The sequence below is a fragment of the Faecalicatena orotica genome (assembly GCF_905197545.1).
Classification (GTDB): domain Bacteria; phylum Bacillota; class Clostridia; order Lachnospirales; family Lachnospiraceae; genus Faecalicatena_A; species Faecalicatena_A orotica.
In genome coordinates this window covers 156487-179692 of the sequence record NZ_CAJJZH010000002.1, presented here as the reverse complement: position 1 = coordinate 179692, position 23206 = coordinate 156487, and the positions used below count along the sequence as shown (strand labels likewise).

Here is a 23206-nt window from a genome sequence, read left to right as displayed (position 1 = left end):
AGATTAATATCATGTTAAAACAAGATTGATATGTTATATTTTGTATATAAGAACTGTCCATGATTCTGGACAGTTTCATGTACAAAGGACGCTTATCAAATCGGGAATACGAAAGAGAGTGATATTATGAAACTAATCCGAAGATTTCTGGCATTTATATTCCTCTGCATTCTCTGTGCAGGCTGTTTCATCGGCTACCGCGGTTACGAGCGGTACCGTCAGGTTCTAGAAACGGAAAGCCTTCAGGAAAAAGTTGCGGAAATTAAAAATAATCCATCTTATACGACTCTGGACCACCTGCCTCAGATTTATCTGGATGCGGTCGTCGCTGTGGAAGACAAAAGATTTTACAAACACCCGGGTATTGACCCCATCTCCATTGCACGTGCCATAAAAAATGATATTCAGGCCTGGGAACTGATCGAGGGAGGCAGCACCATCACACAGCAGCTTGCAAAGAATCTTTATTTCAATCAGGAGCGGAGTATCACGCGCAAAGCTGCAGAAGGTTTCATGGCTTTAAAGATCGAGCGGGAATACAGTAAAAAAGAGATCCTGGAGCTCTACGTCAACAGCATTTACTTCGGCGGGGGATATTACTGCATTGCGGACGCAAGCCGCGGATACTACGGAAAAGAGCCTGCCGAGATGACTGACTACGAAAGTACAATGCTGGCCGGAATCCCCAACGCCCCTTCGGTTTATGCACCTGACGTGAATCCTGATCTCGCACATTCACGCCAGCAGAAAGTACTGCAGAGTATGATTAACCAAAAATATATTACACAGGAAGAGTCCTCAAGGATTGCCAATGCAGGAGAGACTGCCTTTTAACCGGACCGGGGGAATACCCCCGGTTCTTCTTTATTACTGCGGGCACCTCTCTGGTGTGCAGTGACGATTTTATGTCATGATTTTTCTACACATTTTTGAAACACATTTTTCCCATAAATCTTGACTCGTCAAAAATTATCTGGTATAATTTAAGAGCTGTTTGAGTATGATATATAGTAAACTCAATTCAGATATGGCGCAGTAGCCAAGCGGTAAGGCGTGGGTCTGCAACACCCTGATCACCGGTTCAAATCCGGTCTGTGCCTTCTTTAAAAGTCTCGAAACTTAAGGTTTTCGAGGCTTTTTTATTTCTATAAATTCAGGCAGAACAAATTTATGAAGTTTCTGCCTCTATGGCTATGGAGCAAATGTCATTGGATAAAGAAGATATAAATCTGCTAAAAAAATATCAGAACGCTGAAGATAAAGAGCGTATAAGACAACGTCTTATGAATAATTTCAGGGAGGAATAAATGAGTGACAAAATCTACTGTTATCCTGACTCAGACGTTTTAAGATATATATCCCTGGGCTGGAAAAATTCGCACAGTTGATATTGCAAAGTCAAATATGTTTTGCAAGGTGCAAGTATAGATTCTTTTCTTTGTAATTACGAAAAAATGGAAATATTGTTTGCTAAAATCATCGAAGTTCGGTAAGTATTTTCTTTAAATTTTACTGCATTACAGTCAAATTGCTAAGGGTCCGTTTTCAGGACCCTCAGCATAAGAGAATTGAGCTATACCACCATTTATTTTTCTTTCCCTCGCCCTATAGAAAGTGCAGTATTGCAGCTTTGGTCAATACCGGCGGCAACCTCAGCCGGTGTCTTTTTTTCCAGCAGCAGATCCTTGATATTCAGGTAAAATACATCGCGGACCCCCTGCCAGTTCAGGTTGTTCCTGATATTGTCCACAATATTCGGCGTATTGTCACCATAGGCCTTCAGCATCCGTATCTCGTCCTGATACTTTTCTGTCACAGAATGATTGACAGGCAATGTTCCCAGCGTATACTTCATCAGGTCCTCATCCGTATAAATATAGCGGATAAAATCCTTGGCTGCCTGTATCTTATCTTCATTACCATTGTCAAAAATGCAGAACCCGTTAACACTGCTGGTTGCATATCCTTTTCCGTCCATACTTGGAAAGTTAGCCGCAAATACATCCAGTCCCTTGTCCCAGATGTCCCACAGATTCGTAAGGTTTCCCATGCATAAAGCCATCTGGCCATTATTGAACAGGTTGACACAGTCAATCAGTTCCATATTTTCCGCGCCCTTTGGCGTGATTCCTTTATCATTCAAGTCCTTTAGCCACTCAAGCGCTGCGATCCCCTCGGGTGTATCTACTGCGAAATCCCCCTCTTCATCGTACAGGGTTCCGCCATATGCCCTGAGCAGGGTCATGATATGGCTGTCGCCCTGATTATTAGCCGCATACATCATAAGTACAAATTCTTTTTCGGGATCCAGTGTCTCCTGCAGCCGCTGTAATATCACGTTGAATTCCTTTGTAGACCACTGTGCTATCGTATCCTCAGCCGGTATATACTCGTCAAGGCCTGCCCTCTCCATCATCTCCTTATTTACAAGCAACGTATTCTGGAGCTGCTGAAACGGCATTACATACACCTGACCATCGATGGAGCACTGTTCCCAAATATTTTCATCAATATCCTTTTGCAGATCTTCATCTATGATATCATCCAGAGGTATGAGCCACCCATCACTGACATATGTGGGTGTATTATACGAACCTGAAAAAAAGATATCTGCTGCTTCATCCGTACCATATTTATCGGCCAGCTGTTCTTTCTCGTCCACATAATTATAACGTCCTATTTTTAAATCTACATCATATTTATCATATTGATTTTTAAACCGCTCGAATGCATCCACAAATAAATCATAAATTTCTGCTTCGCCAATACCCGGTATATTTCCAACCCCAATCGGCGGTGTTTTTATGCTTATTGTAATTTTTTTCAGATTCTTCTCTTCATACGTGCCTTTGCCGGATGTTTTCTGGCAGCCTGCACATGAAATACACAGCATAACTGCCATTCCTATGCCTATAATCCGTTTCCCCTTCATCCTCATTCCTCCTGTGCCCTGAAATCTCTGATTTTGTTTAACAAAAGCGGAACATCAAGCGGCTTGGTAATTACATCATCCATACCGCTTTCCAATGCTTTTTCCGCATCCTCCCGGAAAGCATTGGCAGTCATTGCAAATATGGCAACCCGGCTGCTGTCCGGTCTGTTTAATGAACGGATTAATGCGGCGGCCTGATAACCATCCATAACCGGCATCTGTATATCCATGAGTATCAGGTCAAAATAGAATGGCCCGCTATTTATAAATGTATCTGCCGCCTCCTGTCCATTCTCTGTTTCAGTCAGAATACAGCCCTGCTCTTTCAGTATAGAGACAACTATCATGCGGTTGATTTCATTGTCCTCTGCTACAAGTATTCTTTTCCCTTTCAGGTTCCATTCTTCCTCTTTGATATTAGAATCCTCTTCCGCAGCACTGCCTGCCTCCCTGCCGGAAGCACCCTGTGCTACAGGAAACGGTATTGATACCGTAAATATGGTACCTGAACCAAGCTGGCTCTCCACGGTGATAGTACCGCCCATCTTTTCTACAAGCGTCTTGCTCAAAGTTGTTCCAAGACCGGTTCCATTCTGGGAAGCAATACGCCGCTCCTGTTCAAATGGCTCCCAAATCCTCTCCAGAAACTCCGGACTCATACCTGATCCTGTATCCGCCACAACGAAAGTAGTAAGCGCCGCCTCAGCTTTAAGCTCCTGCCGTATCGTCAGACTGACCTTACCTCCTTTGGGAGTGAACTTAAACGCATTCCCCAGAAGGTTCGTAAGCACCTGCTTAACGCGCAGTTCATCCCCGGTTACAAAGGGACAGGGCACCTCGTCCGCATCTACTGTAAAACACAAACCTTTTTCCTCAGCCTGCATTTCCAAAAGTGTTTTTATTTCTTCGACAATCCGGGCTATATCCATTTCCTTTTGATAGATCTCCATCTGTCCGCTTTCAATCTTAGACATATCCAGCACATCTGTAATAACACTTTTCAAAAATTCTGCAGATACCTCTGCTTTTCTGAGGTACACTTCCATCTTCTGCGGATCATTTAAATTCTTACGCATCAGATACTGCAGCCCCACAATACCATTCAGCGGCGTCCTTATTTCATGGCTCATATTTGCCAGAAAAGCGGATTTTGCCTGTTCCGATGCCTGCGCTACTCTTACAGCATTCACATTATTATAGAATAAATATGTAAACAGTATAATGATGATTCCCAGCAGCAGGAAAAACGGGAGAGAGCGCACCACCAGAGTCCGCACCTGTTCGGATGTCACTTGTGTAGACACCTGTACCACCAGATACCAGTCATCACCGCCTTTATATTCCATTGGCTGGAACAGTGCATAAAAGCTCTCCCCGTTCAGGTCATATTCGACAAAAGGACTTTCTCCTCGCTCTAGCGCTTTCTTACAGGCCTCCAGAGAGGAACCTCTTTTAAAATCCGCCTCCTTAAGCCCCACAAAATAATTCTGGTCTGTTTCAGTGCTGTAATACTGGCTTGCGGTAATGATTTCACCCGAAGGTTCCATAACAGCTGCAATTCCCTGCCCATCGAAACTTTCGAGGCGCATCTGGCTGGCAATCTCAGAAATAGGTACCAGACCTATAATGCCGCTGATATTTTCTCCCGCACAGTTAATTGGCATCTTTAGGTGTGTTCCATAGATGAGGTATTCTCCCCACTGTTCACGATTATCCTCACTGTGCCTTGCCACAAAGTGCTCTCCTGACTGCTGGAAGATTTTTTCCCACGGCATCTCCTCCAGGGCCGTTTCCAGATAAGCATTGCTGTATACCCTCTCATCTTCTGTAATCAAATATAATTTATCAAAGGCCGTTACCTGTGCTTCCACACTCAAAGTATATATAACATCTTCAATACTGTTATTTTTTGAAGATTCCACCCGTGTCAATACCGTATCCAATGTCTCCCACTTTGCATTCATCTGATTCTCCACATTCAGATTGTCATGGTCCGCGATCTGCTTCATAAACGATTTCGTAGTGGAATAAACTGCCTGGCCTACACTTTTCTGATACAGGAAATACCCTATGCCTAAAACTGCAAATGCAGCGGTAAGAATCAAAGAGAAGTTCCACCAGTTGGGGCCGGACTTCCGTCTGGGATCTTTCATTGTTATATTTCCTCCATATTTTACCGGAAAGTTATAATACGAACGGTCAGAAAGATACATCACTTTCTGACCGTCCAAGATAATAATATTTAAACGTACTAAACCTTCTCGTACTTGGACCCTATACCAAATAAGTATAGCATCCATATGGAAATAAATCAATAAAACTACCAAACATATCCGTTAGATTAGAATCCTAATGCATCATTCACAAGGATCACCTTCATCCTCCCATCCACCGCTGAACTGCGCGTTACAAGAATCTGGCAGCAGAGTGATTTCGCCCCTTTGCAGTCATAGCACATACCGGTATTACGGCACGGTGTTTCCGTATCCAGACGGGCTGCATTGATAGTACTGGCCTCATCCCTTGCACGCTTCGCCGCATCCTCAACATTCCTCACAATCTTATTCATCCCAATAACCAGAATGACATTTCTCGGCCCGTAAGCAATCGCTGCGATACGGTTGGCAAACTTATCTATATTTACAAGCACGCCATCCCGCGTAACCGCATTGGCACTTGCAAGAAAATAGTCGCTGTCAAAACATTTCAGCTCCGCCGCACGTTTCTCCTCCGGAGTCTTACAGACATCCCGGTTAATCACCTCGTAATTCCCCTCACAGACTGCCTGTTTCAACCCGATCTCACTGATAGATGCCGATCCGCCCCAGCCAACCGTGCTCCCTTCCGGAATCAGTTCCAGCGCAATCCTGAGCGCCTCCTCTTTATCCTTAGCATAGTATCCTTCAATATTTCTGTTCTTCAAATTCTTAATCACGTGCCCTGCCAGCAGCTGGTTACGTTTCGTGCGGTTCTCTTCCATTGCTTGTCCTCCTCTTTTTCACTTAATTGGTTTCATTTGTTAGTATTCATTATAAACGGGATGGGACTTAAAATCCACACAAAAGCGCAAAGGGGTCTGACCCCTTTGCGCTCCATTTTCAGAATATTTTATCAATTTCTATTCGGCCAGTTCCTGAAACAGTCCTTTTACGGTCGGATATATCTTTCTGAATTTCTGATACCGTTCTTCATATTTTGCAACGAGTTCTGGGTCCGGTTCTACAGTCTCTATGACTTTTACAAGCTTTCCGGCCGCTTCTTCCACGGATGCATATTCTCCGCAGCCAACTGCCGCCAGTATGGCTCCGCCGTATCCCGGTCCTTCTTCACTCTCGATGACATCTACTTTTAAGTTCATAACATTTGCAATAATCTTCTTCCACAGCGGGCTCTTTGCACCGCCGCCGCAGATCTTTGTCCGCTCGATCTTGATTCCAAGGCTTCTTGCAACCTCGAGGGAATCTCTTAAACCGAAGGCAACCCCTTCCAGAACCGCCTGTGTCATATCTTCCCTTGTTGTGTCCATCGTCATTCCGATAAATGTTGCGCGTGCTTTCGGATCATTGTGCGGGGAGCGCTCTCCCATCAGGTATGGAAGATAGAATACCTGATTCTCTCCCAGTTTTACGATGCCTTCCTGCTCTGATGCATATTCCTTTGTTTTTAAGATTTCATCCATCCACCATTTGTTACAGGAAGCTGCACTTAACATACATCCCATCAGGTGATAATATCCGTCCGCATGTGCAAAGGAATGCAGTGCATTATTTTCATCTACGCCGAACGACTTGCTGGAAATAAAAATTGTGCCTGACGTTCCGAGGGATATGTTACACATACCATCTCCGACCGTGCCTGTTCCCACTGCTGCCGCCGCATTGTCTCCTGCACCTGCCGCTACTTTCACATCACCTGTAAAGCCAAATTCTTCTGCCAGGTCTGCCTTGATACTTCCTACAATATCATAGCTCTCATACAGTTTCGGAAGCTGTGCTTCTGTCACACCGCAGATTTCCATCATTTCTTTTGACCAGCATTTATGCTCTACATCCATAAGAAGCATACCTGACGCATCTGAATAATCCGTGCAGAATACACCGCTTAACTTGTATGCAAGATAATCCTTCGGCAGCATAATCTTACTGATTTTCGCGAAGTTATCAGGCTCGTTTTCTTTCATCCAGAGAATCTTCGGGGCCGTGAATCCTGCAAACGCAATATTTGCAGTATACTTGGACAATTTATCTTTTCCAATCACATTATTCAGGTAGTCTGTCTCTTTCCCTGTACGGCCGTCATTCCACAGGATCGCCGGGCGGATCACGTCATCATTCTCATCCAACACAACAAGTCCGTGCATCTGTCCTCCAAAACTGATTCCCGCAACCTGAGATTTATCGCAGTCAGCCGTCAGTTCCTTGATTCCCTCCACAGTCTGTGCATACCAGTCCTGCGGATCCTGCTGGGACCAGCCCGGATGCGGGAAGTAAAGCGGATACTCTTTTGAAACAATATTCTGAATCTTGCCATTCTCATCCATCAGCAGCAGTTTTACCGCTGAGGTACCTAAGTCTACGCCTATATATAACATCTGTAACCTCCTGCAAAGAGATGCAAAGGGGTCTGACCCCTTTGCTCTCCGTTTTCTGAAATTTCTGACTATTTCCAAGGATTTTCTGTCGGGTATCTTACGCCTGCGGGCTGGTTGTATCCGATTTCTTCTACCGGCACGCCAATATACTTGAATACTTCAAACAGTGCCTTGCCGTGGTTTCCGAATGCAACTGCTCCGTGGTGCGGGTATCCTCCCTCAATCAGTACATGGCGGTAGAATCTGCCCATCTCCGGTATTGCAAATACTCCAATGGATCCGAAGGATCTGGTTGCTACCGGAAGGACTTCTCCCTGTGCGATGTATGCGCGGAGCTTGCAGTCTGCGGTACTCTGGAGTCTGAAGAATGTGATGTCTCCAGGTACGATATCGCCTTCGAGTGTTCCCTGTGTTACTTCTTCCGGAAGAGCCCTTGCCATGATCATCTGGTACTTCATCTCGCAGGAAGTAAGCTTGCTGGATGCTGTGTTACCACAGTGGAATCCCATAAATGTATCTTTCTGTGTATAGTTGTATTTGCCTTCAATGTCTTCTTTATACATATCTGCCGGTACGGTGTTGTTGATATCCAGCAGTGTTACGGCGTCTTCACTGACTACGGTTCCGATGAATTCACTCAGTGCACCGTAAATATCTACTTCGCAGGAAACTGGGATTCCCTGTGCAGTCAGGCGGCTGTTGACATAGCATGGAACAAAGCCAAACTGTGTCTGGAATGCAGGCCAGCATTTTCCTGCAATTGCCACGTATTTTCTGTAACCTTTGTGCTCCTCGATCCAGTCCTTCAGTGTAATCTCATACTGGGCCAGTTTCTCAAGAATCTCAGGTTTCTTGTTGCCTGCACCGAGTTCTTCTTCCATCTCTTTTACAACTGCCGCAATTCTTTCATCACCGGCATGTTTGTTAAATGCCTCAAATAAATCCAGTTCGGAGTTTTCTTCAATCTCCACGCCCAGATTGTATAACTGCTTGATTGGTGCATTACATGCAAGGAAGTTCAGCGGACGAGGTCCGAAGCTGATAATTTTCAGGTCATTCAGTGCAACAACTGCTCTGGCGACCGGTCTGAATTCATGGATCATATCTGCACATTCTGCTGCTGTTCCAACCGGGTATTCCGGGATATATGCTTTGATATTGCGCAGCTGCAGGTTATAGCTTGCATTGAGCATACCGCAGTAAGCGTCGCCGCGTCCCTGAAGCAGGTTGCTGCCTGTCTCTTCTGCTGCCGCGATGAACATCTTCGGTCCGTCAAAATGTTTTGCAAGCAGTGTCTCTGAAATCTCCGGTCCGAAGTTTCCAAGATATACAACCAGCGCGTTGCATCCTGCATTCTTAACATCCTCTAAAGCCTGCACCATGTGGATTTCACTTTCTACAATACAGATCGGACATTCATAAATCTCGCCTTCCCCGTATTTCTCCTTATAAGCATTGATCAGTGCTTCTCTTCTTGTCACGGAAAGACTCTCCGGGAAACAATCTCTGCTGACAGCTACAACTCCGATTTTTAATTCTGGCATGTTACTCATAACTTGTACCTTCCTTTCATAAAACTATTTTTTATAGTGTCCTGTTCTCTCTAAACTTAAAATGAAATAATTACTCAAGCGTAATGTTCTCGCCTTTCAGCCCACAGAAAGCGCCTTCGATCCCTGCATCCTCATGCGCAATCAGCCACTTGTTCTTTGCCGTGATCAGACGGTCCTCTCCTTCTGTTCCGGGTTCAAATGTCAGATCTGTGTTCGTATCCTTCGGCAGAATGACTACGCATCTGAATCCGCCCTTTGCAGCGGTGCACGGTGCATAGTGAAGCGTCGTCGCATATACCTCGATCACGGTTCCAGCTGGCACGAAAAATGCCTCCACCAGTGAAGTGTCATATGTATAATCCGCCTGAATGTCCTGCTGTGAACCAATAAGCAGGATCAGGTCTGTCACTGCAATGTTAATCTCTGATGAGCGGTGGTATTCCAGACCATTCAGCTTATGATTGTCCCCGTTGCAGTATCCAATCTGGATCGGCAGCCCGCCATATGCCCTGTTTTTAAAGGCTTCTGCTTCCGGCAGCGCTTCCATCTCTTCTACAGATGGTACATAGATCACTTCTTCCGGCAGAGGCGTATGCTCCATCTCTTCCAGAATCCTTGAGATGGAATATCCCTCCAGGACCTTTCCATACTTGCCAAATGAAGAATCAGTTACTTTCTGAATATTCATTATGCTAACCTCCTAATTTTGTTTACATGATGACGGGGAAAATAAATATTCCCCTGATGAGGTTATTTTATCAATGAAACAGTTCTTTTTCGACCACTTACTTATCTAATCAAGGGCACTTTTTTGTCCTCTTTCTGTAATCACTCGGCAGCATCCCATACTTCTTCGAAAATGCCTTCGTAAATGCCTTACTATTGGGAAATCCATTCTCCAAAGCGATCTCACTGATCGTCCGCTGTGTATTAGCCAGTTCCTGATAGGCATGATCTACACGTATCCCCTGCAGGTAAGATTTATAATTAATCCCTGCATATTTCTGGAACATCCGGGACAGATAGGCGGGCGAATAGCCAAAAATCTCCGCCAGACGCTCCAGTGAGAGCTCATCCGTATAATGTTCCTTCACATAAGAAGTAATCATAGACAGCCGTGACAGTTTCCGGTTCTGCTTCACCATCTCCTGACTCACTTCCGTCTCCCGGTACTTCGTCACCATCAGGTATAAAAGCTCATAAAACAGACTCTGCACCTTGAGGTCATACCCGCACCCTTTTTCAGTATACGCCTCATAAATATCCGAAATGACATTCATCACCCGCTCATCCTGCCTCTTCGAATCATGAGTAAACCGGATGAACTGTTCCCCAGTGAAATAGTCTTCAAACGTCTTCAAAGGAATCTGTACTACCACCGTCATATTCCTGTCCGGGGAATCAACGGAATGGATTTCGTTGGAGTTCACCAGCATAAATTCCCCGGCCTTAAGAGGATACATCTCCTGATTAATATAAAAAGTAAGGGACCCTTCAAACACCGCAAATATTTCAATAGACCTGTGCCAGTGCTTGTCCCGGAAATAATTGCCGTCCTTCCCTTCAAAAATAAACATCTTAAAAGGCAGATCTTCATTTGGCATGATCAATTCATGACTAAATTCCATAAATACCACTCCTATTCAAAACCGCTCCAGCATGCAGGCGGTAACGTTATAATTTATCACTATGATGACTGCTTTATTATTTATTCTATCACACCGACATATTAATGTCATGATACCGGAAGCAAAGATTTCGCTTGTTTTACAGAAAGTAGTCTATTACAATAAACTTGCAGATGTCAAAAATGCCGTCTGGCTTTACGCAAGATACAGGAGGAATACATCGAAATGATTACAGTGAAAGAAATTGCCGAAATAGCAGGAGTCAGTATGACGACGGTCTATAATGTACTCCACGGAAATACAAAAAAAGTCTCACAGGCGAACATACAGAAGATTAAAAAGATTCTGGAAGAGAATCATTATGTCCCGAGGATGGGTTTAAGTGGTCTGAAGAACGGCAGTTCCAAGATTATCGGGGTCGTAATCCACGTCTCCAGACATTACGAGAATACTGTTATTGCAGATTCCTTCTACAGCCATGTGATTGGTGTTCTGGAAAAAAATATCCGTGAGGCGGGTTACTATATGATGCTTTATGCGGCGGAGGATCTGGACGATATTTTTAAGATGGCGCTCGCATGGAATGTGGACGGGCTGATTGCAATTACATTTACACATAACGATTACGTGAAGATACGCACGTTAACAGGTAAACCGATCGTTGCCATAGATTTAATTGATAAGTTTAACGATGACTTTGTAAATGTAGGGCTTGAGGACGAACAGGGCGGGTATATTATGACCAAATATCTGATTGAATGCGGATATACCAATATACTGATGTTTGCCAATAAGGACGCCGGTGTCGACCACCAGAGGTGGCTCGGATACCGCAGGGCGCTAGAAGAAGGGGGGATTCCCTACAAACCATATAATTTTACAATACTGGAGGATTCTTTTGAGATGCGTCTGCACAATTATGAGGGTCTGATGAAGTTTGTGAACAAAAATGCCGCATTGTTTTTTGCGTCAGATACGTTTGCACTGGAGGCAATGAGGTATTTCCAGACAAAAGGAATCCAGATACCGGATGAAATTGCCATCGCCGGGTTTGATGACAGTCTCCTCGCACAATATGCGATACCCAGACTGACTACCATCCATCAGGATATTACCGATAAGGCGGAAGTTGCAGTTTCTCTCATGCTCGATATGATTGCGGGAAAGCTGGTCGGAAATATAGATGTAAAGAGGCCTGTCTGGCTGATAAAAGGACGGTCTGTGAAGATAATCAATAACAAAAATAACAAAGACAGATAACTCTGATATCTGGTAAAGCTACAAAAAATGCGTATTCGTAGAACTCTGAAAAAGTTTTATGAATACGCATTTTTGTTAATTATATATAAATTGCATATATAAAATGTATATAAATCAGCTTTTATTTATATCTAAAATATAGGTTTTATATAAAACCTTTGCCTGTGTGAATACGGTGTGATACAGTAGAGACAAGAAAGATAACAAGCATTCGAAAAGGAGATGTAAATATGCGAAAGCCAAAATGGGGGTTCTGGGTGTTTCTTGCACCCGCAATGATTTCTTTTATTTTAATTCAGGCCATTCCGACATTGATGGGAATCTTTTATTCATTTACGGATTGGAACGGAATCGGCAGCCAGAAAAACTTTGTAGGTCTGCAGAATTATATCACGACAATTACGAATGATCCGAAGTTCGCACATGCATTTTTGTTTACTTTTGCGTTCTCTGTCTGTGCAGTCATTTCCGTAAATGTCGTAGGATTTGCCCTTGCCATGCTGGTCACCCGCAAGATGAAAGGGGCTAACCTGATGCGGGGAGTATTCTTCCTGCCAAACCTGATCGGCGGAATTCTGCTCGGTTTTACATGGCAGTTCATTTTCGTCCAGGTGTTTGACGCACTGGGTAAGGCACTGCATCTGGACTTCCTTCAGGGATGGCTGTCCAACACGGAAACCGGATTTATCGGGCTTTTAATCGTTGTGACATGGCAGCTTTCCGGTTATATGATGATTATTTATATAGCCCAGATACAGAACATACCGGATTCCGTGATTGAAGCTTCAGAAATCGACGGTGCAGCCGGGTTCCAGAAATTAAAAAGCATTATCCTGCCGCTTATGATGCCTGCATTTACGATTGGGTTGTTCCTGTCAATTTCAAATTCATTTAAACTGTTTGACCAGAACATTTCCCTGACAGGCGGAGGCCCTGCAAACAGCACACAGATGATGTCCCTGAATATTTATAATACCGCATTTTCAGAAGGACGGTTTGGTATGGCACAATCTAAGGCAGTTATCTTTATGCTGATTGTAATGACGATATCTGTCATTCAGCTTTCAATCACAAAGAAGAGGGAGGTCGAAGCGTAATGGCAAAAAGCAGGACAAAAAATATAGGTTTTGGCATTCTGGGAACCATTCTTGCCGTGATATTTATATCACCGGTACTGATTCTCCTGAATAGTTCTTTTAAATCACTGAAGGAAATCTATCTGGACATCCTTGCACTGCCGCAGCAGTTTTCCTTCGATAATTATAAGCAGGCATTTGAGAAACTGGATTTTCTGAGTGCTTTCACGAATTCACTTGTCATTACCGTGATCGCTACCGTCCTGATTCTCCTTGTATCAGCAATGGCGGCGTGGGTCCTTGTCAGGTATAAAACGAGATGCAGCAAGGTCTTATTCCTTGTCTTCTCCTCAGCACTGCTGATCCCGTTCCAGTGTGTAATGCTGCCGCTTGTCGATTTTATGAGTAAGCTGAATCTAATGAACCGTCCGGGACTGGTCTTTATGTATATCGGCTTCGGGTGCAGCATGTCAATCGTACTGCTGCATGGATTCATAAAAAATGTACCTGTAGAATTGGAAGAAGCGGCTACCATTGACGGCTGCAATATGTTCCAGACATTCTTTTATATTGTAGTGCCGCTTTTAAAAACCATACTGGTTACAGTTGCCGTAATAAATGTCATGTGGATATGGAATGATTTCCTACTTCCATCCCTGGTCATCAATAAAGACGGCATGCAGACACTGCCGCTGCGTACATATCTGTTCTTCGGGCAGTTTACGAAAAAGTGGGATCTGGCAACGGCCGCTCTGATTCTGTGTATGATTCCGATTATCATCTTTTATCTGTGCTGCCAGAAACATATTGTAAAGGGAATCACAGACGGTGCTGTAAAGTAAGAAATGAGCTGACAGTTACGGCAGGCCAAAGCTGTCAGGAAATGAGACTGAGAAATGGAGACAGAACATGAAGGAACAAAATTGGTGGAAAGAATGTGTCGTATATCAGATTTATCCCAGAAGCTTTTGCGACAGCAACGGTGACGGAATAGGTGATATTAACGGAATTACAACAAAATTAGATTATCTAAAGGATTTGGGGGTGGACGTGCTCTGGCTGTCACCTGTCTGTAAATCGCCGAATGACGATAATGGTTATGATATCAGCAATTACAGGGATATCATGGAGGAATTCGGTACAATGGAGGATTTTCACAGGATGCTTGAAGAAGCACATAAAAGAGGGCTTAAAATCATGCTGGACCTTGTCGTCAACCACACTTCCGATGAACACGAATGGTTTAACCAGAGCAAACGTGCCCTGGATGGCGGCAAGTACCGGGATTATTATATCTGGAAAAAGGGAAAGGGGGAGAACCCGCCCAACAACTGGGGCTCTTTCTTCGGAGGCTCTGCATGGGAATACTGTGAGGAACGCAAAGAATATTATCTGCATATATTTTCACGCAAGCAGCCTGACCTGAACTGGGAAAATCCGGCTATCCGGGAAGAAATCTATGACATGATGCAGTGGTGGCTGAACAAAGGGATTGACGGTTTCCGGATGGATGTCATCAACCTGATCGGAAAGGACCAGAATTTTCCGGATGGTATAAAAGATGGGAATGCGCCTTACGGTGATCTTGTCCCCTACACGCATAATATGCCCCAGGCGCATATCTATCTGAAAGAGATGAACGAGAAAGTCCTGAGCAGGCATGATGTGATAACAGTAGGGGAAACCTTAAACACTTCCGTGGAGGACGGGATAAAATACGCCGGATTCGATGAGAATGAGTTGAATATGATCTTTACATTCGAGCATATGAATGTAGACAATCTGGGAAACTCCAAATGGAATGACCAAAGATTTGAACTGAGGAAACTGAAGGAAATCATGACCAGATGGCAGAACGGAATGTACCAAAAAGCCTGGAACAGTCTTTACTGGAATAACCACGACCAACCGAGGGTCGTATCCAGATTTGGTAATGATGGCGCGTACCGGGAACTGTCTGCGAAAATGCTGGCCACATGTCTGCATATGATGCAGGGAACCCCTTATATTTATCAGGGGGAGGAAATCGGCATGACCAATCTTTATTTTGATACGATTGAGGAATATGAGGACATAGAATCCAGAACAGCATTTGAACAGTGTACGAAAATGGAAGGTGTGGATGAGGAAACCATGATGCGGCGTATCCGCTGGAAAAGCAGAGATAATGCACGCACACCAATGCAGTGGAACAGCAGGGAAAATGCCGGTTTCACGGAAGGAACCCCCTGGTTTACGGTAAATCCGAATTATAAATCAATCAATGTAGAAGATCAGCAGCAAAATGAGGAATCTATTTTAAACTATTATAAACGGCTGATTGCGCTGAGGAAAAATCACCGCATCATTGTATACGGTGATTACCGCCTGCTGGACCCAAAGAGTGATAAAACCTTTACATACATGAGAACGCTGGATCAGGAAAAACTGCTCGTGGCCTGCAACTTTACAGATGCTCAGGTCCATGTGCAGATACCGGACGAACTAAAAGGAACAGAAGGCAGAATACTCATTTCAAATTACAGCCATGAGAACAAAATGTTAATTGCTGCTTATGGCAGTGAGGGTCGTACAAGAGAAGATGGAGGCATTCTTCTGCGCCCATACGAAACCGTTGTTACTTTATTTCAATAAATTTCAGGAGGAAAAAAGATGAGGAAAAAAGTATTGTGTGCAATGTTGGCAGCGGCTATGGTGACTGCATCTCTGGCAGGCTGTGGGGCTTCGGACAAGTCCGGAGAAAATGGAGGTAAAAACGGACAGGTTACCATTAATCTGTACCAGAACAAATCAGAGATTGCATCCCAGTTAGAAGCGGCGGCAAAAACGTATATGGAGCAGAACCCGGATGTAAAGATCAATGTGGAAAGTATTCAGGGAAATGATTATAATACGAACCTGAAAGCAAAGCTTCTTAACAAAGATTCCGTAGATATCTATGCAGCAGGCGATAAGCTCGACAACCTTCTGGAATATACGGAGGATCTGAGTGACCAGCCGTGGGTGGAAAATGTTGTAGATGGTTCCTTAGATGATATGACCAGAGACGGAAAGGTTTACGGGCTGCCGGTAGGCATAGAAGGATATGGCCTCGTATACAACAAAGATATTTTTGAAGCCGCAGGAATTGACGCAGAGAAACTGACAAGCTATGATGCAATAGATAAAGCATTTGCAGACCTGCAGGAGCAGATTGACTCAGGAAAGCTTTCCGAACAGTTCCCTGCATTGGAAGCAGTAGAAGAATATGCCGCCAAAGAGTCATGGATTCCGGGATTACATACACTGAATGTGGCTCTGGCAAATGAATTTTCATCAGCTTCTGAATTATGGCAGAAGGATTCTATTGAATTGATTTATGCAGATGCACTGAAAGATTTAGTCGATCTGGAGACAAAATATACAACTTCCAAAGACAACCTTGCCCTTCTGAATGCAGTCGATTACTCTTCACAAATCGGCGGAGGAATTGCAATTGAGCGTGTTGCCGTTGTTCAGCAGGGAAACTGGATCGGGCCTGAGGTAAAAGGAATTTCAGAAGAAATGTCCGAGAAGCTTGGAATGCTCCCTATTCCTTTAAAGGGCGTAAACGAGGACAATATTGCAACAGGCATCTCCATTTACTGGTGCGTTAACAGCCAGTCAAGCGAGGAAAAGAAACAGGCATCCAAAGATTTCTTAAACTGGCTGTTCCAGTCAGATGACGGGAAGAAAATTATTATAGATGACTTTGGATTTATCCCGGCATTTACAAACTATGACGGAATCGAAATCAGCGACCCGTTGTCAAAAGAAGTTCAGAAATACATTAATGAAGGAAAAACGATGCCGTGGGTTATGAACGGATTCCCGTCAGGTTATGAAACACAGTCTGCAGCAGACTTTCAGGGGTATTTTAACGGCGACTATGACTGGAACGGATGCGTGGAAAAACTGAAAAAAGACTTTAAAGAGTTAAAGGCTCAATAGATTAGACACAGGAGGCAGTATGGAACGATTTCGACCAGAATATCATTTTTCGCCGGAGGCATACATTCTTAACGACCCAAACGGGCTGGTTTACTATAGAGGCGAGTACCACCTATTTCATCAATATAATATAGAAGAACAAATCCACTGGGGACATGCTGTCAGTCAGGATCTGGTGCATTGGGTGAGACTTCCCAATGCACTGTTTCCAGACGAAATTGGACAGATCTGGTCCGGTAGTGCAGTGGCAGACGAGAAGAATCACAGACTGGCCGCATTTTTTACATACAGTGAACACGGGACTGGCAGACAGAGTCAGGGGCTGGCATTCAGCTACGACGCAGGGCGCACTTGGGAAAAACATCCCAGAAACCCGATTCTTACACATCCTGAAAAACCGGATTTCCGGGACCCCAAAGTATTCTGGCATGAACAGACGCAAAAATGGGTCATGGTTTTATCCGGCGGTACAGAAGCTTTGTTCTATGGTTCAGACGATCTGGAGAACTGGTCTTACCTCTCCTCTTTCGGTAAAGGACACGGCAGCCATGCCGGGGTATGGGAATGCCCGGATCTGTTTCCAATGGAAACTGATGGGGAACTCTGCTGGATTCTGATCATCAGCATCAATCAGGGTTCACCAGCCGGCGGCACCGGTATGCAGTATTTTGTGGGAGAGTTTGACGGCATTCAATTTCGAAATTCCAACCCGCAGGAAGAAGTGCTGTGGCTAGACTATGGAAAGGATTTTTATGCCGGGGTAACCTGGAATCATGCCCCCCGCGGCCGCAGGCTGATGATCGCATGGGCAGACAACTGGCAGTATCGGGATTTTCTTCCGGCAACTCCTTTCAAGGGACAAATGTCCTTTGTAAGGGAACTGAAACTGACTAACGGCAATGGCCGCGGGACAGGCAGGCGGCTGATACAGGAACCCGCGGAAGAAATCAAATATCTCCGCCATGATGCCGCCCGGATTGCCGTAAGTAGTTTCGATCAGGCGAACGGAGAAAAGGAAACTGTCTTCTTATTGCCGTTTACATATCTGAGCCAGGAGCTGGAGCTTGAATTTTACCGGGGCGGGGCATGGCCCGGGGAATTTGGTTTAAAACTGGATTATGGCGGCGGGCAGGAATTCTATGTAAGTGTAGAACCGGAAAACAACAGATGTTTCGTTGACCGGACCCATGCCGGTATCAATGCACATAAGGATTTCCCTGGAAGATACGAAGGATACGCCGGCTGCCGCGGGAACTGCCTGAAGCTTAGACTGCTTCTGGATAATTCCCAGACAGAGCTTTTCCTGAACGGTGGAGAAACGGTAATGAGCAATCTGATCTTTCCGGAGGCACAGAAGGTAATGATAAGTGTTTATACGAGAGATGGAAAGCTGGAACAGGTAAAAGGGAACGTTTACCATCTTGTAGCAGATTCATAAATGCAGGGGGCCAATACCCCCTGCAAAATCAATAATCCTTCATATTTGTGATATAAATATACGCATCTTCCAGCGTAACTTCGCACGGCCTGCAGTCCGCATCTGGCTTTTTTTCACACAACAGCTTCAATTTCAGCCCGTTATCCACATATTGTTTGGCGGAAACGTGATAACTTTTTTCCAATTCCAGTGCCTCTTCTTCATTCTCCGCATAACAGCTCCAGACACAGCCTTTTGCCTCTTCCAACAGTTCCCTTATACCGCCCGAGTAAAGGATGGAACCTTTTTTCATGATAGAGAGCCGGTTACAGGTGGCAGCCAGGTCCTCCACTACGTGTGTCGAAAACAGAACCGTGCGGTCTTTGGAGAAGTCTACTAATAGTGTACGAATCCGGATACGTTCCTCAGGGTCTAAACCAGTGGTAGGTTCGTCTACAATTAAGAAATCCGGCTCGTTCAAAAGCGCCTGAATCAGTCCCACCCGGCGTTTCATCCCACCGGAAAGCTGTCTTATTTTCTTCTTCTGATGAGCCGCCAGACTCGTTTTCTGAAGGTAAAAATCAATCCTCTGACTGCAGACGGTCTTTTCGATTCCAGATAATTCCCCCATATACTCCAGACATTCCCTCACTGTCAGGTTCGGGTACAGATCAATCTCCTGAGGGAGGTAACCGATCTTCTTCTGGATTTTTTCATATGTGTTATCACCGTATATAATCCCATCCAGCGAAACGGTGCCGCCTGTAGGTTTCAATACTGTTGTCAGCACACGCATCAGTGTTGTCTTGCCTGCGCCGTTTTCCCCGAGCAGTCCGTATATCCCTTTCGGAATCATCATATCCACGTGGTTTACTGCCGTTACACGATTCTTAAACGTTACTGTCAAATCTTTTATTTTTACACTCATAGTGCTGCCTCCCTTTTCTTTAAAATGAGCGGAACTGCCGCGGCCAGAGCAAGTGTTATCAGTAATGAAATACTTTTTCCCCACAGCCAGCTTAAATTGGTGATGTCGTAGGAATCCCGGAAGGTATAGGAAAATATATTGTATTTTCCCAAAATCCGGTCTCCCGCCTGTGAATTTAGTGTCATCCAGAGAAAAAGTGCACAGCCGATCCCCGCCCATATATTTCTGAAAATATTACAGATTGTCATGGATAAGGTTCCCCAAAACATAATGGTTACAATAATCGCAGCCAGAAAAACCAAAAATTCTGCGAGCTGTTCCCCGCCTGTTACCGCCATTGGTTTCTGCCAGTAAAACATTCCGTATCCCATTGCAGAACATCCTGTCAGAAAAACCATCTGAATAGCCAGCCGTTTCCGGACAGCACCCGCCTGCTTTTTCAGGGGGCAGAGTTTAAATACTTCTGCTCTTTTTGACTGGATCTCGATCCAGTAAGTATCCGCGCAGAACACCAGCGCCAACAGGCCAACCGGAGGTTCCATCGCCAATCCGATTTCGCTTACCCGTGATATTCCCCGGATGATGCTTAATATGACGATAAACGCTACTGAATATAATACTTTATAAACAGGAAGACAGATTTTCATTTCTTTTCTCAATATACCCGCCTCCTTTTCCAGATGTATACGGCCAGTGTCATCAGCAATGCTGAAGCAAAGACCAGAAACAACTGGTTTAACCAAACCATCGGCGGCGGTGAGGTATCAAAAAATGTTCCGGGAAACCTGACCATGATTGCAAGGGGTCTCCCGTAATAATCATACATCCCATCCGGCCCGGTGCTCCCCATATTCGAGTACACAATGTACAAAAACAGAAGCGGCACCGCGGGAAGAGGATTTTTAAACAGCAGTGCAGTTATCGTGTATACACAAATAATCATCAGCATATTTGGCAGAATGTATACGCAGGTTGAAAACAGAAAGTCTGCCGGATTCACCGGAAAACCGGAGTCTTTCGCACACAGGAAGCATAATGTCATGAATACCACGTTCAGTACAGCAAGAACGAGCAGCCCGGTCAGAAATCCCCCGCCCACTTTCCCGAGCACATACTGCCATGCACGGACAGGCTTAGTGTGGAGCAGTTCATAAGTATTCTTTCTCGTATCCTGAATGAACAGAAATGCAAAAAGTATCACGGAGAAGAAGGCCATATACAAGCCGCCGAAATCAGCAAACTTTCTTGAGAAATAATACGAGAATGCATGATTTTCAAGTTTTTGGGAAATGTATCCGTTCACTTCCTCCATAGTCCCCTGGCGATACCTGTAGTCCTCAAAAACATACTCTGCTCCATAGAAATGGTATTTTCGCAGATACTCTGCAGCCTCGGCTGCACTCATTCCCTGAATCCCCCGGATGATCTCATCAGCCTCAGATTCTGACATTTTCAGGTCATCTGTCAAAGACTTTTTGATCCTTCCGGCTGCCAGTTCCACCTGTTCTTCCGGTGATGCAGGGAGATATCCGTCTGCAATATCGGCGTCAGACAGCACACTGACCTTAATCTTCTGAATCTCCTCGTCTGATTTAAAATAATGGATTTTCATATACGGGGCCAGACACTGATAGACACCTGCAATCACAATCACCAGTCCGATCCAGAAGATAGGGTTCTTCAAATAATTCTTGATTTCTCTCTTTATAATTGCTTTCATAAATATCCCGCCTTTCTCTTCTTTAAAGACAGAATACCGGACAATTCACAACAAAAAGACAATGAAATCAAAAACATCCCCGGACAAATGCCCGGGGATGCTCCTTATTATAAATAGTTTCTTCGGTTTTTATTAAGCCAGGCACATCCGATAAACGCCTCGCAATTTCTTCGGTTTTTATTATACGGGTACTTCCGACAAACACCCAATACATATAAGATTTCTCTTTCATGTACTATTATTATATACGTTTTCTTGATTTTAGCAATAACTTTTATATTATCTTTCTGTCTTAAATGCTGCCTGTACAACCGCCCCTCCCTGTGCCAGATTTCCTGTCAAAAGTCTGCCTCCGTGTTTTTCGCAGTAGATCCGGCTGATATACATTCCCATTCCAAAATGTTTCAGGTCATCCTGCGGGTTCGAATGGTAAAAGGCTTTTGTAAGTGTATCGGGATCTTCCGTGAACCCCTGTCCGTCATCCTGAACGGTTATGATCAGTTCCTGTCCTGCCGATGTTAGAATCACCTCTGTCTTTTCCTTCGCATACCGCAGGGCATTGGACAGGAGGTTCTCTGCTACCTCGAGGACTACCTCCGAATCTATCCCGAATACCTTTGTTCCAGTCTGTATCCTGACTGTACATTGTTTCCCCGTTTTGCAGCAAATGATGTCTGCCGCTTCCTGTATCCGGCCAGCCAGGACTTCCACGTCCACATCTGTATACTCGAGTTCGCGGTCTTCCAGCCTTGTCATATTTCTCATCGTTTCTATAAAACGGTTCATCCGCCCGATCTGGTCCCTGCCGGCCTTCAGCATATCGATGATTTGTTCTTTATCAAGTGTCTCTTCCGGTATAAATTCAAGCAGCGTTTCCTGATAGCCGCTCAGCACAGAAAGCGGTGACCTGATGTCGTGAGCGATGGCCGCACGAAGCGCCCGTTCATCCTCGACCATGCGCCAGAGTGTCCGGTTGTTTTCCTCTAACTGGCCCCTCATTTTCTCAAACTCACGGCACAGGCGGCCTAATTCATCCCGATTTTCGTATGTAATCTGAAATTCCAACTCATTTTCCGCAATCATCCGGGAAGCCTTATTCAGTTCCTCGATCGGGACCCTTATTTTATTTCTATAGAACAGTCCGACCGCAATGAAACTGCCCGCTATTGAAACGATCAGAACTGTATATGTTTCCAGAAAATCACATAGCTCAGATATATGCCAGTCCATCTCTGACATCTGGCTCTGGTTCGGTCTGGAAACGATTACCTCATAACCCTCCTCCCTGTTCTCCGCTGCTTCATAATACCCGTCGTCTGCATATTTCTGCCAGACCTGCTGCTGTGTATATGTAGCCGTCCGTACAATCACTGCTGACAGCAGGAAACTGAAGAGCAGGCTTACTGCCATATAAAGAACAATCGAAGACTTTAACGAGAGATTTCTTATTTTTTCCATCGGTATCCCATCCCCCAGACTGTTTCGATATACTCGGTCTCTGTATGCTCTGCCACTTTTTTACGGATTCTGCGCACCAGCTCGGTCACAACACGGCTGTCACCTTCCGCATCATAGCCGCACACCTTTTCGTAGATGCGATCCTTATCGAACACCTGCCCCGGGTGCATGGATAAGAATTCAATAATATCATATTCCAGTTTTGTGAGCTCCAGATAGGTTTCCCCAACCTGTATCTTCTTCGCCGCATAATCGATCATCATGCCGCCGTGGAACCTGTAGTCCGCCTTAATCCTGTGACGCTCCTCGCGTTTCAGGTGGGCGGTAATTCTGGCATCCAGCTCTTTTAAGCTGAACGGCTTCAATATATAATCATCCCCACCTGACAAAAGCCCGTTGATCCGGTCCTGCTCTTCTACTTTTGCCGTGAGGAATATAATCGGACATGAAATCTTATCCCGGATTCTCCTGCATACTTCCATGCCGTCAATCAGAGGCATATTCACATCTAAGAGAATGATGTCCGGGGACAGTTTTATCTTTTCCAGTGCCTCCGTGCCATTTGATGCCGTGATAACAGAGTACTGCTTCAATTCAAAATAATTACGCAGCATTTTCAGCAGTTCTTCGTCATCATCCACCATGAGTATTTTATAATTCATTATGTATCACCT

General features: G+C 44.7%; 19 protein-coding genes and 1 tRNA gene. 8 read left to right on the top strand and 12 right to left on the bottom strand.

Annotated elements, in window-relative coordinates:
* Positions 1-126: 126 nt before the first annotated feature.
* Complete coding sequence (locus ABIN22_RS04430) at positions 127-834, top strand: transglycosylase domain-containing protein (protein ID WP_109729870.1); 708 nt, start codon at positions 127-129, stop codon at positions 832-834.
* 195 nt (positions 835-1029) lie between these two features.
* Positions 1030-1100, top strand: a tRNA-Cys gene (locus tag ABIN22_RS04425).
* A gap of 485 nt (positions 1101-1585) precedes the next feature.
* On the opposite strand, the gene ABIN22_RS04420 is transcribed toward ABIN22_RS04425, so the two are convergent.
* The 7 genes from ABIN22_RS04420 to ABIN22_RS04390 all read right to left on the bottom strand — a co-directional run bounded on the left by ABIN22_RS04420 (position 1586) and on the right by ABIN22_RS04390 (position 10704).
* Positions 1586-2932 (bottom strand): ABC transporter substrate-binding protein, encoded by a 1347-nt coding sequence (locus ABIN22_RS04420; RefSeq protein WP_346906888.1) that lies wholly within the window; start codon positions 2930-2932, stop codon positions 1586-1588.
* 2 nt (positions 2933-2934) lie between these two features.
* Positions 2935-5085, bottom strand: coding sequence for a hybrid sensor histidine kinase/response regulator (locus tag ABIN22_RS04415; protein ID WP_346906886.1), 2151 nt, complete (start codon positions 5083-5085; stop codon positions 2935-2937).
* Between the two features lie 188 nt (positions 5086-5273).
* A complete protein-coding gene (locus ABIN22_RS04410; RefSeq protein WP_346906884.1) occupies positions 5274-5912 on the bottom strand; it encodes a lactate utilization protein in 639 nt (212 codons plus the stop codon).
* Positions 5913-6050: 138 nt separating this feature from the next.
* A complete protein-coding gene (xylB, locus tag ABIN22_RS04405; RefSeq protein ID WP_346906882.1) occupies positions 6051-7523 on the bottom strand; it encodes a xylulokinase in 1473 nt (490 codons plus the stop codon).
* Positions 7524-7591: 68 nt separating this feature from the next.
* Entirely contained in the window at positions 7592-9076 is a 1485-nt protein-coding gene (locus tag ABIN22_RS04400; RefSeq protein ID WP_118619957.1) for an L-fucose/L-arabinose isomerase family protein, read from the bottom strand.
* 70 nt (positions 9077-9146) lie between these two features.
* Positions 9147-9764 (bottom strand): DUF4867 family protein, encoded by a 618-nt coding sequence (locus ABIN22_RS04395; RefSeq protein ID WP_118619956.1) that lies wholly within the window; start codon positions 9762-9764, stop codon positions 9147-9149.
* Between the two features lie 109 nt (positions 9765-9873).
* Positions 9874-10704, bottom strand: a complete 831-nt coding sequence (locus ABIN22_RS04390) for an AraC family transcriptional regulator (RefSeq protein ID WP_109733975.1) — start codon at positions 10702-10704, stop codon at positions 9874-9876.
* A gap of 225 nt (positions 10705-10929) precedes the next feature.
* Here ABIN22_RS04390 and ABIN22_RS04385 point away from each other — a divergent pair, with 225 nt between their 5' ends.
* The 6 genes from ABIN22_RS04385 to ABIN22_RS04360 all read left to right on the top strand — a co-directional run bounded on the left by ABIN22_RS04385 (position 10930) and on the right by ABIN22_RS04360 (position 18447).
* Positions 10930-11964, top strand: a complete 1035-nt coding sequence (locus ABIN22_RS04385; protein WP_109733976.1) for a LacI family DNA-binding transcriptional regulator — start codon at positions 10930-10932, stop codon at positions 11962-11964.
* A 230-nt stretch (positions 11965-12194) separates the two neighbouring features.
* Positions 12195-13061: a carbohydrate ABC transporter permease gene (locus ABIN22_RS04380; RefSeq protein ID WP_109733977.1), complete on the top strand. Its 867-nt coding sequence runs from the start codon at positions 12195-12197 to the stop codon at positions 13059-13061.
* Positions 13061-13882, top strand: coding sequence for a carbohydrate ABC transporter permease (locus ABIN22_RS04375; RefSeq protein WP_118619955.1), 822 nt, complete (start codon positions 13061-13063; stop codon positions 13880-13882). The genes ABIN22_RS04380 and ABIN22_RS04375 overlap by 1 nt, the downstream gene beginning before the upstream one ends.
* Positions 13883-13949: 67 nt before the next feature.
* The gene (locus ABIN22_RS04370; RefSeq protein WP_346906879.1) at positions 13950-15674 is read left to right on the top strand and encodes a glycoside hydrolase family 13 protein; all 1725 of its coding nucleotides are present in this window, start codon (positions 13950-13952) and stop codon (positions 15672-15674) included.
* Positions 15675-15692: 18 nt separating this feature from the next.
* Entirely contained in the window at positions 15693-17009 is a 1317-nt protein-coding gene (locus tag ABIN22_RS04365) for an ABC transporter substrate-binding protein (RefSeq protein ID WP_346906877.1), read from the top strand.
* 19 nt (positions 17010-17028) lie between these two features.
* On the top strand, positions 17029-18447 hold the full coding sequence (locus ABIN22_RS04360) for a glycoside hydrolase family 32 protein (protein WP_346906875.1): 1419 nt from the start codon (positions 17029-17031) through the stop codon (positions 18445-18447).
* A 28-nt stretch (positions 18448-18475) separates the two neighbouring features.
* Here the strand turns inward: ABIN22_RS04360 and ABIN22_RS04355 are convergent, their stop codons facing one another.
* From ABIN22_RS04355 to ABIN22_RS04335, 5 genes are all read right to left on the bottom strand, one after another.
* Positions 18476-19354, bottom strand: a complete 879-nt coding sequence (locus ABIN22_RS04355; RefSeq protein WP_346906873.1) for an ATP-binding cassette domain-containing protein — start codon at positions 19352-19354, stop codon at positions 18476-18478.
* Entirely contained in the window at positions 19351-20013 is a 663-nt protein-coding gene (locus ABIN22_RS04350; protein ID WP_346906871.1) for an ABC transporter permease, read from the bottom strand. The genes ABIN22_RS04355 and ABIN22_RS04350 overlap by 4 nt, the downstream gene beginning before the upstream one ends.
* Positions 20010-21074, bottom strand: a complete 1065-nt coding sequence (locus ABIN22_RS04345) for an ABC transporter permease subunit (protein WP_346906869.1) — start codon at positions 21072-21074, stop codon at positions 20010-20012. Before ABIN22_RS04345 ends, ABIN22_RS04350 begins: the two co-directional genes overlap by 4 nt.
* A gap of 279 nt (positions 21075-21353) precedes the next feature.
* Complete coding sequence (locus tag ABIN22_RS04340) at positions 21354-22532, bottom strand: HAMP domain-containing sensor histidine kinase (protein WP_346906867.1); 1179 nt, start codon at positions 22530-22532, stop codon at positions 21354-21356.
* Entirely contained in the window at positions 22520-23194 is a 675-nt protein-coding gene (locus tag ABIN22_RS04335) for a response regulator transcription factor (RefSeq protein WP_346906865.1), read from the bottom strand. The genes ABIN22_RS04340 and ABIN22_RS04335 overlap by 13 nt, the downstream gene beginning before the upstream one ends.
* Positions 23195-23206 lie beyond the last annotated feature (12 nt).

Coding starts and splice junctions, on each gene's coding strand:
- ABIN22_RS04360 (WP_346906875.1), top strand. CDS start 17,029: ATGGAACGATTTCGACCAGAATATCATTTTTCGCCGGAGGCATACATT.
- ABIN22_RS04430 (WP_109729870.1), top strand. CDS start 127: ATGAAACTAATCCGAAGATTTCTGGCATTTATATTCCTCTGCATTCTC.
- ABIN22_RS04420 (WP_346906888.1), bottom strand. CDS start 2,932: ATGAAGGGGAAACGGATTATAGGCATAGGAATGGCAGTTATGCTGTGT.
- ABIN22_RS04415 (WP_346906886.1), bottom strand. CDS start 5,085: ATGAAAGATCCCAGACGGAAGTCCGGCCCCAACTGGTGGAACTTCTCT.
- ABIN22_RS04380 (WP_109733977.1), top strand. CDS start 12,195: ATGCGAAAGCCAAAATGGGGGTTCTGGGTGTTTCTTGCACCCGCAATG.
- ABIN22_RS04340 (WP_346906867.1), bottom strand. CDS start 22,532: ATGGAAAAAATAAGAAATCTCTCGTTAAAGTCTTCGATTGTTCTTTAT.
- ABIN22_RS04390 (WP_109733975.1), bottom strand. CDS start 10,704: ATGGAATTTAGTCATGAATTGATCATGCCAAATGAAGATCTGCCTTTT.
- ABIN22_RS04375 (WP_118619955.1), top strand. CDS start 13,061: ATGGCAAAAAGCAGGACAAAAAATATAGGTTTTGGCATTCTGGGAACC.
- xylB (WP_346906882.1), bottom strand. CDS start 7,523: ATGTTATATATAGGCGTAGACTTAGGTACCTCAGCGGTAAAACTGCTG.
- ABIN22_RS04385 (WP_109733976.1), top strand. CDS start 10,930: ATGATTACAGTGAAAGAAATTGCCGAAATAGCAGGAGTCAGTATGACG.
- ABIN22_RS04400 (WP_118619957.1), bottom strand. CDS start 9,076: ATGAGTAACATGCCAGAATTAAAAATCGGAGTTGTAGCTGTCAGCAGA.
- ABIN22_RS04345 (WP_346906869.1), bottom strand. CDS start 21,074: ATGAAAGCAATTATAAAGAGAGAAATCAAGAATTATTTGAAGAACCCT.
- ABIN22_RS04355 (WP_346906873.1), bottom strand. CDS start 19,354: ATGAGTGTAAAAATAAAAGATTTGACAGTAACGTTTAAGAATCGTGTA.
- ABIN22_RS04370 (WP_346906879.1), top strand. CDS start 13,950: ATGAAGGAACAAAATTGGTGGAAAGAATGTGTCGTATATCAGATTTAT.
- ABIN22_RS04335 (WP_346906865.1), bottom strand. CDS start 23,194: ATGAATTATAAAATACTCATGGTGGATGATGACGAAGAACTGCTGAAA.
- ABIN22_RS04395 (WP_118619956.1), bottom strand. CDS start 9,764: ATGAATATTCAGAAAGTAACTGATTCTTCATTTGGCAAGTATGGAAAG.
- ABIN22_RS04365 (WP_346906877.1), top strand. CDS start 15,693: ATGAGGAAAAAAGTATTGTGTGCAATGTTGGCAGCGGCTATGGTGACT.
- ABIN22_RS04410 (WP_346906884.1), bottom strand. CDS start 5,912: ATGGAAGAGAACCGCACGAAACGTAACCAGCTGCTGGCAGGGCACGTG.